Genomic DNA, 14,522 nt, shown 5'->3' on the forward strand with positions numbered 1-14,522 from the left:
CTGCGTGAAAGGCAGGTGTCCTGGGCCAGGCTAGACGATGGGGACGCTTCTTAGTGCTTCGTGAGTTCCCTCACGTGCGAAGAGGTATTTATGGAAAACGGGCTCTGCTGTCAACAGAAAATATAATTATTTTTCATAAAAAATATATTTTCCCTCTTGCCACATTATGCAGGTCGTCTTATCTTAGATTTAAGACAAGGAAGTGAATATCGATATACCTTCCAATTAATATATCCCATCAACCCTAACGGAGGATAAGAAAGGCTAATGGGTAAAAAGAACGAACAGACAGTGAGAGGATCTACCGAACATAAAATTTAGGATTCGGAGCCGATGTACACGGTACATGACAAGGCCGAACCAAGCCAGAATGCGCTAACAGAATTTGTAGGTTGATCCTCTCTTCTTTTGCTTTATTACTTTCAGTCCACCACCTTTGGTGGTCTTTTTTTTTCTTTTCACTAAAAAACGCTGCGCACCTTAAGGCACGCAGCGTATCATTATATATAGGTCGCCGACAAAACTCGACACCGATAAGTGCTAACTATTTTTTAGCAATAATCGCTTTTGCTGGAACAATACCTGTTGCAGCAGCAGACACAATGTTACCTGCTACACCCGGTCCATCGCCGGCAACGTAAAGTCCTTCGATTGCAGTTTCAAGCTCATTGGAAGTTTCAACCTGTGTTGCAAAGAACTTGATTTCCGGAGCGTACAAAAGAGTTCCATCATCTGCGATACCCGGAATAACAGAGTTCAACTGTTCCAACCCATCTACAAGGTTTGTAACAATTCGCTCTGGAAGTGCCATTGCGATATCACCAGGAACAACGTTTGTCATAGTCGGAGCAATGTGTCCGTTATTGATACGTGTCCATGTTGAACGTCTACCGCGACGCAAATCACCAAGACGCTGTAAGATTGGTTTACCGTCACCAATAATGGTTGCCAATTTACCGATGGCTGTTCCGTATCCTGTATTATCAGAAACAGGGTCTGTCAGCACTACTTTGGAAAGAAACGCAAAGTTGGTGTTCTCAGATTTTTTATCACGGAAAGCATGACCATTAACGCATACGAAATCCTGATAGTTTTCGAGTGCGATAAAACCGCCAGGGTTTGTACAGAATGTACGAGTCTGGTCATCGTACTTTGATGTACGAACAAAGAAAGTCGGATCGTACACGATATCAGTGATGTCAGACATCACATCATTATGTGTTTCAACACGAACACCAACTTCAATACCGCGCTGGGAAACTTTCAAACCGTACTCATCGCAAACAGTGCTGATCCAGTCAGCACCGACACGGCCTGGAGCCAAAATCACTTTTTGGGCTGTGTAGGTACCTTTGTTGGTCTCTACACCCTGCACTTTTCCATCTTCCGCAACAACACGCTTAACTTCTTCTTTAGTCTTAATTTCAACACCGCGCTCTGCAATGTAGTTAGACATATTGTCGATGTGATCAGGAAGACAGTCAGAACCAAGGTGTTTCTGTTTAATCAAAAGAAGGTCAATGCCGTTCTTATTAGCTTCTTTACGGATTGCTTTCGCTTTATCCATGTTTGAAGGGTAAACAGGACCATCCATGCCAAACTTATTAAAGATCACCTCTGTCTCATCGATCAGATCTTTTGCTTCCTGCAGTCCCATGAACTGGGTCAAATCAGTCTTTCCAAGCTTGTGGATATAGTTAAGCTTACCATCAGAAAAAAGCCCGCCGCCGCCAATACCGGAAAGGATATGACAGGGTTTACATTTCACGCACTTCTGGGTTTTTCCAATTGGGCATGTTCGATTCTTAACCGCCGGGCCGCGGTCAATCATACATACAGAAAGGTTAGAATTCTCTGCAAGGTAGTAGGAAGCGAACAGTCCTGCAGGACCGCCGCCAACAACGATAACATCAAAATCTGTCTTATTAGACATAGTAACAATCTCCAAATATTCTATTTGGCTCAGGCTGAATTTTACTCCACAAAATACGCAAAAAACAGCCGCAAGCGACGTGCGTTCCATATCGCGCGCACAATGGCTTAGTATATCCTGTACTCAAATCCTCAACGATGTCAACTCACATTTTTTCAATTTTCTAAAAAACCCACATTAGGTCATTCTATAATACTAAGCATCGTTCTACCTGCAATACACTCATAATGACGATGTGCCCTGTCGCATCGTCATTTGTACTTGTATTAACCCCAAACTCCAGAGCTGAGGTACATATGCCTACTGAACGTACGACATACCGAAAGCGTATTTATGGAAAAATCAAAGATCGAAAGATCGTTTGGGTCGGGAGTAGAGGGTGTGATGCTATCCCACTTACCGACTTCAAGAACCCTGTTGTTTCAATCTGTTACGGAAGCCCGTCGCAGCATGAAGCAATTACCGAGTACACCTATGAAAGCATGATGCACCATAGGGTTAACCCGTATACTTTTGACGCCGCTTCCGACAATTCTGAAGGGGTCAAGGAGTTGCGCCGAATCCTTATTAAAGAATTGGAAGAGCCATGCTGTCTTATTCCTTACAAGCCAATGGCTTTTATAGACACAGCATACTTCCTACACCATAAGCACACTAAACTTTTAGGATTATTTTCTGAATTTCAACACCCTTTCAATCATAAAACATGGATTGAGACAGCCCTGCACGACTCGGGAATCCGTACTATTCCTTGGAAATATCTTGAAATCAACGAAGCCTCTAAACAGGAAATCTTCCGAGCGGCTATGGAAGATCCTATAATGTTGCGTGTCCACGCTGCTTCTGCTGCATCGGGACTCGTTAGAATTGACTCTAAAGAAAGTTTTGAAGCAGCATGGGAATGGCTTGTAGAAAAAGCCGCACCGCTTATTGCGTACTCACCATATTTCTCTGGTGCTTCATCGTTATCAGCCTCAGCCACGGTCTTTTCCGACGGCCGAGTTTCTCTGCACCCTCTTAGCTTACAATGTATCGGTGTTCCTGAGCTTACTCCTGTAAACTCAGGATATTCTGGTAACGACTTCGGAATAATTCACGACCTGCCCGTACACATCATCAACCAACTAGAAGCCATGATCCGCGATGTCGGTCATTGGCTTGCATCAAAAGGTTTTATTGGTGCATTCGGCATCGATGCGCTTATGCACGAAGAGCAGTTGTACTTTATTGAAGCGAATCCACGCTTCTTAGGCTCATCAAAGATGTGTGCTTGTGTCGACCAGCAACTTGAGCGTCCTGATGTTTACATGACGCATATGGCGGCTTTTCTGGAACTGCCCCCTCCTCCTCAAATTCCTTTGCGCGAACTGACAACACAGCAACCTCAAATTGGACAGATGATCTTCCACAATACTTACCCGCATACGGTTACCATTCAAAAAAACAAGGCTCAGTACAGCAATCTTCCGTTTGGGGTCACACAGACGCCGGATTCTTCCGTATCCGTGGCACCCGGTGGACCAATCAGTACGCTGGATTGGAATGAACCGTTATTGCAGCCGAACGGCACCTTGAATGAAACTGGGCAATTTATCGCTAATACCTTTTTAGAAAGCATCGCCATTTACCCGCAGGGGCTTTCTCCGACTCGCCCAAAACGGATTATTAAATAACTCTCAAGCAATAAAAACCGCCCCCTTAACCGACTATCAAGGGGGCGGTTTATCGCAACTGACATCACTATTCTCACGGCTACCAGAAACCTCTAGAGCATAAAAAAAGGCTGGCACCGTAGTGCCAGCCTTCATTACTTGCGTAGAACTTAGAACATTTGCTTAAGCAAATCTTCTCCACTCTCAACAGGGTCTTGTTGTTCGCGGGTCAATCGTTCACCTTGCATAATAGTCGGCTGAGTTCCCTGCTTAAACGGCAGGAAATAGCTCTTTCCACTATACGCACTGGCAACACGTCCTGAACCGGCATCAATTCGAACCTGAATAACTCCAGCAGGCATTTCGAAATCTTCTTCTGGGTAATCTTTGATCACAGCCTGAAGATAATCTCTTACAACCGGTGAAGCGGCACGAGATCCGGTTTCCCACTTACCCATAGGAGTAAGCTGGTCAAAGCCAACATATGCAGTTGTCACAAGGTATGGTGTTACGCCAACAAACCACGCATCTTTTTCATCGTTTGTTGTGCCTGTTTTACCACCAATAGGACGTTTAAGTACCTTAAGGCGCCAGCCTGTACCGTCCTGCACAACCTCTTTAAGCAAGGTAGACATGATGTAGGCTGTTTCTGGGTCCATCCCCTGAGTGCGTTGGGTTTCAATGGAGATAATATCATCGCCCCACGCATCTTTTACGGAAGTAATCATACGCCCTTTTACCCACTGTCCACCATTAGCAAAGGTTGTATACGCTTCCGTCAGGTTAATTGGAGAAACCGCAACAGACCCAAGTGACACAGAAAGGTCATACGGGAACGGTCCTTCCAGACCCATTGCTTTTGCGCGCTCAACAACTTTTGGAATACCCAACGCTTTCGCTACACGGATTGTACAGAGGTTACGGGACTTCACAAGCGCTGTTCGCAACAAGGTCGGTCCATAGAAGATACCTTCAAAGTTTTCAGGACGCCAAACTTTGGAGGTAGATTGATCAGTATAAACAATTGGTGCATCAAGAACGATTGAAGCCGGTGTGTAGCCATTATCAATGGCAGTAGAGTACACAATCGGTTTAAACGCTGAGCCCGGCTGACGTTTTGCCTGCGTAGCACGGTTGAACTGACTTTCAGTAAATGAATATCCGCCTACAAGAGCCAGAACATCACCAGTTCTTGGGTTCATAGAAACCATTGCGCCCTGAACATTAGGGTGCTGCTGCAACGCTAACGGAATTTCATCTTTATCAGTCAAAAGACGAGGTTCCCAGCTCTCTTTAAGACGTTCTGGAACATCGATAGACGCCCATACAACATCACCGACTTTAACGATCTTACGCGCATCTTTAATAGACGGAACGTGGTCGGTTGCAACTTTCGGGTTCGGTTTACGTGCCCAATGCATACTTTTTACAGGAATGCGGCCATGCATCTCGCCGAAACGTACATCTGCACCTGACTTTTCTACTTTCGTAACAAGTACCTGAATCCATTTTTTATCTGTCAAAACTGCTGGGATAACTTCCTGCTGCTGCAAGAAATCATCAACCATATCAGGTTCGATGCTTTGGATAGGTCCCTGCCAACCACGACGCTTTGATGAAGATTCCAAGCCAGCACGCAATGCTTTTTCAGCAGCATCCTGATAATCCAAATCTACAGAGGTGTAGACTTTGAGCCCAGCTTCGTACACGGCATCCTCACCATAACGAGGAAGCTCAATACCAAGCTTACGCATATTATCTTCACTCAAGTAGGTAATGAGCTTTCTACGAACTTCTTCTAAATACCATGCACCGCGTTTCCAGCTCGGATCTTCCATACTTTTGTATACAAGCGGAGCCGAAATAGCAGTATCGTACTGCTCCTGTGTAATCCACTTCAGCTCAAGCATACGGCCAAGAACATAACGCTGACGAGCTTTTGCTGATCCCGGAGAACGCAAAGGGTTGTATTTGGAAGGAGCCTGCGGGAGACCCGCCAGAATGGCAGCTTCAGCAACAGTCAACTCATTAACATGTTTACCGAAGTAGGTACGAGCAGCGGCTTCTACGCCATATGCGCCAGCACCAAGATAAATTTCGTTCAAATAAATAGTAAGAATTTCGTCTTTAGAAAGGTAACGCTCCAGACGAAATGCAAGAATAGCTTCTTTTAACTTACGTTCGTAACTTTTTTCAGAAGAAAGGAGTAAACGTTTAATAATCTGCTGTGTAATGGTCGATCCACCCTGACGGATAGAACCGGCACGCATATTTTTAATAAATGCTCGGAAAATAGCTTTTGGATCAACACCGTCGTGATCATAAAAACTATCATCTTCTGCAGCAAGAAAAGCCCGTTTTACTAGATCCGGCATCTCTTCATGAGAAACCAGAAAACGTTTCTCCCTGTAAAAGTACCCAAGTACTTGCCCATCTCGAGCGTACACGGTTGTAACCAACGGCGGCTGATAATCATTAATACGAGTAAAGCTTGGTAAGTCTTTGGAAGCCCACCAATAAAGTGCGGAGGCACCCAAAGTACCAAAAGCCGCTAACAGCGCAACGGTGATACCAACATACAGGAATATTTTTTTCATAAATTAATCTCGTTTGCAGAGTGGCTACTCGCCCTTATCAAAGCCCCAGGCGGAGCGGAGTAATGAAAACAACTCTCGAACTTGAGCTTTCTCCATTCCGAGTAATTCTAAAGAGTCTTCTACGGTGTCTGTTTCGCGGCATACCAAGCATCCCTGCGCCGTAAACATAGTCAGCTCTCTACCTCGAACCCAGAAAGGAAACAGTAGGCAGAACCATGGGCGCGCTTCCCTTGGAAGACAACACCCCTGCTCTGTCAGATAAACACAATAGCCTTTTTCGTTGGAACGCAGAACCCTATGAGTCTCGTTTGCAGGAAATTGTGTATCAATTTTTTTTCCATCATGCGGAAAAAGTCGTTTTAATGTTGTTATAAATTCCGGAGTGTTTGCAATAAAATTCTCGCCATCAACATCAGGTGCAGCCGCAAAAACTTTTTCCCACTCTGAATCAGACAAAGGGAAACAAAGTTCAACATCTTGGGGCTCTGCATGACAACAGGTTTTATATTTTGCTGCACAGCGCTCGCAAACAGTCGGATCATTTTTCGTAGAAATAGGTGCAGTCATTAGTAGCTTCCGCTGTCACGTTTCGGCCAGTTGCCGTTATAATTTTTCAGAATTGCAATATAATATTTCGGCCCGTACCCGCTGGTATGCGTTGTTTGATACTCCATTAACTCAACGGATTCAAACAAACCCTTAAGTGGCCGAACATCAATAGGTTTATGACGAACAAAGATAGCATCCCAGCCCTTTTTGGATTCAGGAGTTTCCCATAGGTCATATTGTGCCTTTCTTCGCCCGAAGTCCGCACAATAAGCCTGCGGCTGCCCCGGCGCATAGAAGGAGAGGTTGGCTGTTACGCCATAGCGGTCAGAAAAATAAAAAACTTTATCAGGGTTAGGCATAGAATCAGTAAGCTCCTTAAGCTTATGAGACATATCAGTCCAACCCATCAAACGCATAGCAGGGTTAAAGGAACGGGTGCGGAATGGAAGCTGTCCCATGGAATGCATAATAAGGAACAGAACAATGCCGATAATTACACCTGTTTTTCGAAGCGGAATTCTTTTACCACGGATAACTAAGGCATCTTTCCCCCAAACACGGCCTTTTTCTACTGCGATAGCAGCAAGCATAATACCGGCGGCATAGCTCATTGCAGACCAGTTCGGGTAAATACGTTTGTGGAAACTCCAGAAAATAAAGAAGCCCCAAAGCATCCAGAATGCAACACTCAGCAACAATGCTTCACGCACACGGCTGTCATCGCCAAGAGCTTCAGCACCCTTTTTTGTCCAGCCTTGTTTTAACGCTGTCCAACCGCCAAAAATGAGGAATGCAAACCACCAAGGGGTAAGCAAGCCTATCTGTGAACCAAAATATTCCGGGAAGCGGTCAAATCGGAAAAACGGCTTTGTGGATGTACCTTGAGCTACACCTGCAAGCTTGGCGACATGACGGAAGCCTACCCAGTTATTCTGCATGTTCCATATCAAAATCGGCAAGAAACCGATAACTGTGCCAACGGCCATTGCTATTGCAATTCGTTTCACAAAAACTTTGCTCAGCAACTTTCTACGCCACAAGCCGATACAGTAGAAGAATACAACGCCCAGCATTGCGAGCATCATGTACTTTGCAAGAATACCTAACGCCATTGCGATTGCCAAAATGACATACGGCGCTTTGCGGTCAGGATTTTCACTGGCGGCATACACGGCAAATAATGCAGAAAGCCAACACACAAGTAGCGGGCTATCAGTCGTCATTAAAATACCGGAAGCAAGGAAAAGAGGAATCGTGTTCGCCAGAATTACAGCCCAGAGTGCAGCAACAGGACGTTTCATCATATGTCCCATTCCGTACAAAAGAATACTCTGTGTCAGGAAAGAATTAAATACAGCACCGATACGAACACCGAACTGTGTATCTCCAAAAATGCTCGTCCAAGCTTTAATAGTCCACGCAATCAGTGGCCCTTTGGAGTAGTAGGAAAACTGCATGTGTCGAGTCCAGTCCCAGTACTGAGCTTCATCGTACACAAGATCAAGCTGGTTGCTCCATAAAAATGCAATGCGGATACATGTGGTGCAAACAATGATCGCAGCAGCCACTAAATATGGGTGTCGCTGCCAAATAGCTGTGTTATTCAAAATAGACCTCACAAAACAATATACTATGATCACACATAATCAGCACTCAACGTAGCCCGCTGAGCGCAAAAAAATGCGTATTATATCCTTAATCATAAAAGGCTCCCTAATTCATACCACTTATGCCCAATTGTCAACTCTGACCCTCTTAACGCAACACTCCTGAATATAAATCGATTCTTATTTTGAAATTTGCCAACGTATTTTTTTATTTTAAGAACAGATATAATCGAGTTCCCTCTTAGCGTTGCAGAAAAACTGTGGTAACATGCCCCACTGTATACCATTTTTGTCTGAATCCTTTTTCGTTGTTCTTGCGAATACACAATGAAAGGGCAAACTAGAGCCCCACTCGGAGGCGGCATGGCATTTTCTTTCTTTCAGCGTTTTCATCCGGCTGTAGTCCTGCTTTGTATTACAATCCTTGCGGGATGCTCAGGGAATGGCGAGCAACAGCAATTCAATGCGCCGCATGTTGATGTTATGGCGGTATACGAAATACCGGTTGCCAACAAATGGGATGCCGTGGGCAGAGTGGATTCAAAAGATATTGTTGATATCAAATCACGAGTGGAAGGGTTTTTAATCAAGCGTGAATTTGTTGAAGGTGACATTGTTCCTAAAGGCAAAGTGCTGTTCAAAATTGATCCAAAACCTTTTGAAGCTGACCTTCTTCTTGCAAAAGCAAGCGTAGAAAAAGCAAGAGCTGCGCTTATTGAAGCCAAACAGAACCTTGAACGCGGCAAGCAGCTCTATGCAGGTAAAAATATCAGTAAATCACAGCTTGATGCCTATACCAGTACAGAACGACAGGCAGCAGCAGAACTGGATGCCGCTAAGGCTCAAGTGTACTCTGCAACAATTAATTTAGGATACACCACGATTAGCGCCCCCTTCAAAGGACGAATAGGTCGAACCATTTATTCTGTCGGAAACCTTATTTCAACATCCAGTGGTACCCTTGCAACAATATTTTCAATTGACCCCATTTATGTCTACTTCACGATCGATGAAAAAGATGTTGTGACCTATCGCTCCAAATGGGGCTATAAATCCTCTCCGAACCTTCGTTTTATGCTGAGACTTCCGAACGGAGCCATGTACGATCAAGAAGGAAAACTCGATTTTGCTCAACCATTTATTGACAAAGACACCGGTACAATCGACCTGCGTTGCGTTTTCCCCAACCCAGAAAGCCTGCTTCTTTCAGGAATGTATGTCTCTGTTATTGTGGAAGATGCAGATAAAAAACGCATGCCGGTTATCCCTCAAGCAAGTGTGCAGCAAACACAGACCGGCTACACAGTCGTTGTCCTCGATAAAAAAAATATTGCGACAACACGGGAAGTTAAGTTGGGAATGCGCCTTGATGCCATGTGGGTTGTTCTAAACGGATTACAGGCTGGAGAGCGTATTATCGTTGAAGGACTACAAAAAGTTCAGATAGGAAAACCAGTTACTCCAAACCTAGTTGCCGTAGATACAAAAACCGGTGCCGTTATCAAAGGAGCTCCAAAGGGAGCACAACAGCCGAAGACGGACACACCGTCGAATGTTGTTCCTCCCAAAACAGGCTCCAGTAACAACACTCCTGAAAACCCACGTTGGACAGAAACCAACCCTGCAGAAAAAAATGAGGCATCACCGCCTCCCGGCTCAATAAAACAACCTAGCGTAAAGCCAAATTCGTTAAAAGGAAAACAACCTGCCACGTCAAATAGCGGGAGCTGAGTATGACAATCAGCCATTTCTTTATTGATAGACCAAAATTCGCCATTGTCATATCAGTGATCATTACGCTTGTTGGCGGATTGGCTCTGGTTACGCTACCTATTGCGCAGTATCCCGACATTACACCACCAATTGTTACAGTGACGGCCAACTACCCCGGTGCCAGTCCTGAAACATTAGAAAGCACTGTAATTAAGCCGTTGGAAGACAACATTAACGGCGTAGAAAATATGATCTATATGTCGTCCTCCGCCGATACGACAGGAACGACGACAACATCTATTACATTTGCTCCGGGAAGCGATCCGGACATTGCTCAGGTGAACGTACAAAACCGCGTTTCACAGGCAGAACCAAAACTGCCGGAGCAAGTACGCAAGCTTGGCGTTAAAATTAATAAGCAATCGACTACCATGTTGCTTGGTATCAGTCTCATCTCGCCAGACAACAGCTATTCGGGGCTATTCTTAAACAACTATGCCAAACAGTTTGTTGTCGATCCGTTAAAACGCATAAAAGGTGTCACAAACGTACAGATCTTTGGCTCACCGTATTCTATGCGCATATGGCTTGATCCAAAGCTCATGGAATCCTTCCGGATGACAACTTCCGATGTTCAAGATGCGTTAAGCCAACAGAATATTATTGTTGCCGCCGGTAGCTTAGGCGGTGGCCCAAACCTCGTTGAGCAACAATTTCAATACACAGTACAGGCACAAGGTCGCTTAATCACAGAAAAACAATTTAATGATATCATTCTTCGCACGTCTCCAAACGGCGCGATTGTTCGTGTAAAAGATATCGGTCGTGCTGAACTTGGCGGCGAAGCATACAACTTCTTTGCAAAATTAGATAATAAAGCGCAGGCGTTTGTCGTTATCTATCAAAGCAGTGACGGGAATGCGCTGGAAATTGCGGAAGAAGCCTACAAACGCATGGAGATACTCTCCAGACAATTTCCAAAGGGCGTTGACTATCTGATACCGTATGACACCACAATATTCATTCAACGCTCAATTGATGAAGTAGTGACCACCCTCTTTGAAGCGGTTTTCCTGGTTATCCTTGTTGTATTCTTGTTCCTGCAAAACGTTCGGGCAACCTTTATTCCTGCGATTGCTATTCCGGTATCACTTATCGGTACCTTTGCTATTATGCAGGCATTGGGCTTTTCCATTAACACTATTTCGCTTTTTGGATTGGTATTGGCTATCGGGGTTGTTGTTGATGATGCCATTGTTGTTATCGAAAACGTAGAACGACATATGACAGAGTCGAAACTGTCTCCAAGGGAGGCAGCCCGAATTGCCATGACGGAAGTTTCCAGTCCTATTATTGCGACTACGCTAGTTTTGTTAGCCGTTTTTGTTCCAGTAATGTTTATGCCCGGTATTACCGGCGGTCTTTATAAACAGTTCGCTGTTACAATCTCGGTATCTGTTCTTATTTCATCGGTTAACGCACTGACACTAAGTCCTGCACTCTGCTCGCTCATCCTTAAAGAGGGACAGCTTGAGCCAATTTCATTCCTGCGCCCCGTTGATCGGGCAATAAAATGGTCTACTGAACGATATGGAACAATTGTTACCTTTATCCTTCGAAGAGGATTGTTAACATTGGTTCTTGTCGGCGGTATCTTTGCTGCTACAGGCTATTTTTATCAAAATACTCCGACAGCATTTATACCAAACGAAGACCAAGGATTCTTCTTTGTTGATGTACAGTTACCAGAAGCATCATCACTAAACCGTACCCAAAGAGTTCTTGATGAGGTAACGGAAATAACAAATAAGGTTGAAGGCGTACTTCGCGTTGTTACCGTTGCAGGACGGAGTATGCTTTCCGGTAACTTATCAAATACAGGGCTTGTTATCGTGATGCTCGAGGACTGGGACGCCCGCCCTAATGGAATGACCCTGCGCGAAATAATGGCTAAGGCGAGCAAACTCTATCACAACTACCCGTACGCCTCGCTCCGTTCGTTTGAGCTTCCGGCTATTCCGGGAATTGGTAATACAAACGGCTTCACGTATCAGTTGCAAGATACATTAAGCCGTCCACCCCAAAACATTGCAAAGGTAGCGCAAACATTGGCGCGTGAAGCAACGCAAGATCCTTCCATTGCGTTGGCCTACACAACATACCGAACAGATGTTCCGCAGTATTTTCTGGATGTAGATCGAAACAAAGCAATGGTACTCGGCATTCCTCTTGGAGATATCTATGCAACCCTGCAAGCTCAGTTCGGCTCACTGTACGTAAACGATTTTGTTCGTGAAGGACAAATCTATCAGGTAAATATTCAGGCAGATGCTCCATTCAGAGCAAATCCAGATGATTTCAGACTTTTTTATGTCCGTAATCGGAATAAAGAAATGGTACCAATTACATCTGTTGCAGCCATCAACCCTATTCAAGGCCCTGCTCAGGTGTTCCATTACAACTTATATAAAACCGTTGCTATCAACGGTAATGCAGCCCTCGGATATAGTTCCGGAGATGCCATTTCAACAATGCAGAGGCTCTCTGAAAAGCTCCCTCCAGGCTATACGTTTGAATGGACAGCTCTATCATTACAGGAAATTGAAGCAGGTAACCTTGCTCCACTGATTTTCCTGTTATCATTCACTTTTGTGTACCTATTCCTTGTAGCTCAATACGAAAGCTGGATAATGCCTATCGCCATTGTGGGAGCAGTACCTTTGGCTATTTTCGGTGCAATTCTGGGCACTCATTATTGGGCATCAATCTTCCAACTCAGTAACAACATTTATGCACAGGTGGGGGTTGTACTTCTTATAGGTATGGCAGCTAAGACCTCTATTCTTATTGTTGAGTTCTCTATGGATCTCTACAAGGAAGGAAAGTCTGCTAAAGAAGCTGCATTTACAGCAGCAAAGCTTCGTTTCCGTGCAGTGCTTATGACTGCTTTCTCCTTTATTCTCGGCGTATCTCCACTGGTAGTTGCTACAGGCCCTGGCTCTGCAAGCAGGCATTCTCTTGGTATTGCTGTTATGTGCGGCATGATTACCGCAACAATTTTCGCTCCACTTCTTGTTCCGGGATTCTATTACCAACTCCAGCGCTGGCTCGAATTTTTTGAAAGAAAAATAAGCAAAAGCCCTGAACCTTCCAAAACTGAAGAGGATAACAAAGTCTAATTTCAAATTTTTTGATAAAAAAACATTTTCTTGTTGACGGCTACACGGGTTCCATATAAACACCCTTTTCGCAGCACGTAAGACGTGCTTTCAATACAGCTCTCTATGATTTCAGCTTATTCTGAGATCTTTATATAGAAGCTCTTGTAGCTCAGTCGGCAGAGCGCATCCTTGGTAAGGATGAGGTCAGCAGTTCAATCCTGCTCAAGAGCTCCATTTTTTAGCGGACAACTTACTTTGTAAGTTGTCCGCTTTTTTATTCATACGCTCTTTCACCGCAGCGCCCGCTTTAATCTTTCTCCAAGCCACTTTTCAGCAGGACGCAACGGATAATCTTTCTTCCATAACAGATAAAAAGACCACGTATTGCCCTCCTGTAAGAACGATAGCGGCAATGAAACCATTTCTTCACGCTGACGCAACCGTAAAGTTTGTGATTCTGCAAGCCATGCCCAGCCCACACCTCGCCGCACAAGATCAATCATCAGCTTGCTATCCTCGCACAACCAAATTTTCTCACTGAATATACTCGAATCCGGCTCTCGCACACCATCTGTACTGGAAGCCACAAGCTGTTTATGCTCCCAAAGGTCATCTGCAGTAACAGAAGAAAGTTTTGCTAAAGGATGAACTGCCCCCACCATAGGCCAAAAACGTTCGCTTCCCAGTTGTTCCCATGAACACGACTCATCTGCCAAACCGGTTGAAGGCATTGCAACCCCCACATCGACTCGATCCTTTAAAACAAGTTCCTTAACATCCCCGATAGCAGCCCAAAGAACCTCAACTTGTATATATGGGTACTCCTTAGCGAAATCTGCCAAAACACCCCCGATAACCTCGCACGATACCAACTCTTCGACAGCGAGCCGCAAAAGTACCTGAGGTTTCTCAATAATCTGCTCCGCAGTGTCTTCTACAACTCTGCACTGATACAATACTGCTCTGACGGTATTCAACATTCGTTCTCCGTCGCTCGTCAGAACTGGGAACTTCCCGCTACGATCAAAGAGCGTTACTCCTAAATCAATTTCAAGATTCGCTACCGCCGTACTTATCCGGCTTTGGGCTTTCCCTAAAGATCTTGCAGCAGCTGAAAAAGAGCCGTGTTCGACTGCGGCAACAAAAGCCTCTAATTGTTCTAATGAAAACAGCATATTTCCTCCGCCTTCATTTCACCTTTCACAATTATACCTATCTGTTTTTCGGATATTATCTAATTAGAACTATATCTTTTTATGACATATTAGAAAAGGAAATCAAAAACAAATGGAATGATACTTCCATTAATA

At 44.6% G+C, this 14,522-nt stretch carries 8 protein-coding genes and 1 tRNA gene; 4 read left to right on the forward strand and 5 right to left on the reverse strand.

Annotated features, from left to right (window positions below; all coding sequences use genetic code 11):
• Positions 1-544: 544 nt before the first annotated feature.
• On the reverse strand, positions 545-1,933 hold the full coding sequence (locus QZY95_RS05870) for an FAD-dependent oxidoreductase (protein WP_290920530.1): 1,389 nt from the start codon (positions 1,931-1,933) through the stop codon (positions 545-547).
• 296 nt (positions 1,934-2,229) lie between these two features.
• Between QZY95_RS05870 and QZY95_RS05875 the strand changes: the two genes are divergently transcribed.
• On the forward strand, positions 2,230-3,606 hold the full coding sequence (locus tag QZY95_RS05875) for an ATP-grasp domain-containing protein (RefSeq protein WP_290920533.1): 1,377 nt from the start codon (positions 2,230-2,232) through the stop codon (positions 3,604-3,606).
• Between the two features lie 149 nt (positions 3,607-3,755).
• On the opposite strand, the gene QZY95_RS05880 is transcribed toward QZY95_RS05875, so the two are convergent.
• From QZY95_RS05880 to QZY95_RS05890, 3 genes are read right to left on the reverse strand one after another with little or no spacing between them, the layout of a single operon-like run.
• Positions 3,756-6,182, reverse strand: a complete 2,427-nt coding sequence (locus QZY95_RS05880; protein ID WP_290920536.1) for a PBP1A family penicillin-binding protein — start codon at positions 6,180-6,182, stop codon at positions 3,756-3,758.
• 24 nt (positions 6,183-6,206) lie between these two features.
• Positions 6,207-6,749, reverse strand: coding sequence for a zinc/iron-chelating domain-containing protein (locus tag QZY95_RS05885; RefSeq protein ID WP_290920539.1), 543 nt, complete (start codon positions 6,747-6,749; stop codon positions 6,207-6,209).
• Positions 6,749-8,338, reverse strand: a complete 1,590-nt coding sequence (locus QZY95_RS05890) for a glycosyltransferase family 39 protein (RefSeq protein WP_290920542.1) — start codon at positions 8,336-8,338, stop codon at positions 6,749-6,751. The genes QZY95_RS05885 and QZY95_RS05890 overlap by 1 nt, the downstream gene beginning before the upstream one ends.
• A gap of 363 nt (positions 8,339-8,701) precedes the next feature.
• Between QZY95_RS05890 and QZY95_RS05895 the strand changes: the two genes are divergently transcribed.
• The 3 genes from QZY95_RS05895 to QZY95_RS05905 all read left to right on the forward strand — a co-directional run bounded on the left by QZY95_RS05895 (position 8,702) and on the right by QZY95_RS05905 (position 13,446).
• Positions 8,702-10,069: an efflux RND transporter periplasmic adaptor subunit gene (locus QZY95_RS05895; protein WP_290920545.1), complete on the forward strand. Its 1,368-nt coding sequence runs from the start codon at positions 8,702-8,704 to the stop codon at positions 10,067-10,069.
• 2 nt (positions 10,070-10,071) lie between these two features.
• A complete protein-coding gene (locus QZY95_RS05900; RefSeq protein WP_290920547.1) occupies positions 10,072-13,230 on the forward strand; it encodes a multidrug efflux RND transporter permease subunit in 3,159 nt (1,052 codons plus the stop codon).
• A 140-nt stretch (positions 13,231-13,370) separates the two neighbouring features.
• A tRNA-Thr gene (locus tag QZY95_RS05905) sits at positions 13,371-13,446 on the forward strand.
• Positions 13,447-13,502: 56 nt separating this feature from the next.
• Here the strand turns inward: QZY95_RS05905 and QZY95_RS05910 are convergent.
• On the reverse strand, positions 13,503-14,387 hold the full coding sequence (locus QZY95_RS05910) for a LysR family transcriptional regulator (RefSeq protein ID WP_290920550.1): 885 nt from the start codon (positions 14,385-14,387) through the stop codon (positions 13,503-13,505).
• Positions 14,388-14,522: the final 135 nt, after the last annotated feature.

The organism is Halodesulfovibrio sp. (genome assembly GCF_015482765.1).
Lineage (GTDB): Bacteria > Desulfobacterota > Desulfovibrionia > Desulfovibrionales > Desulfovibrionaceae > Halodesulfovibrio.

What these genes read in the sequence shown, in the direction of transcription:
- QZY95_RS05910 (WP_290920550.1), bottom strand. Translation starts at nt 14,387, where the DNA reads ATGCTGTTTTCATTAGAACAATTAGAGGCTTTTGTTGCCGCAGTCGAA.
- QZY95_RS05875 (WP_290920533.1), top strand. Translation starts at nt 2,230, where the DNA reads ATGCCTACTGAACGTACGACATACCGAAAGCGTATTTATGGAAAAATC.
- QZY95_RS05870 (WP_290920530.1), bottom strand. Translation starts at nt 1,933, where the DNA reads ATGTCTAATAAGACAGATTTTGATGTTATCGTTGTTGGCGGCGGTCCT.
- QZY95_RS05895 (WP_290920545.1), top strand. Translation starts at nt 8,702, where the DNA reads ATGGCATTTTCTTTCTTTCAGCGTTTTCATCCGGCTGTAGTCCTGCTT.
- QZY95_RS05885 (WP_290920539.1), bottom strand. Translation starts at nt 6,749, where the DNA reads ATGACTGCACCTATTTCTACGAAAAATGATCCGACTGTTTGCGAGCGC.
- QZY95_RS05880 (WP_290920536.1), bottom strand. Translation starts at nt 6,182, where the DNA reads ATGAAAAAAATATTCCTGTATGTTGGTATCACCGTTGCGCTGTTAGCG.
- QZY95_RS05900 (WP_290920547.1), top strand. Translation starts at nt 10,072, where the DNA reads ATGACAATCAGCCATTTCTTTATTGATAGACCAAAATTCGCCATTGTC.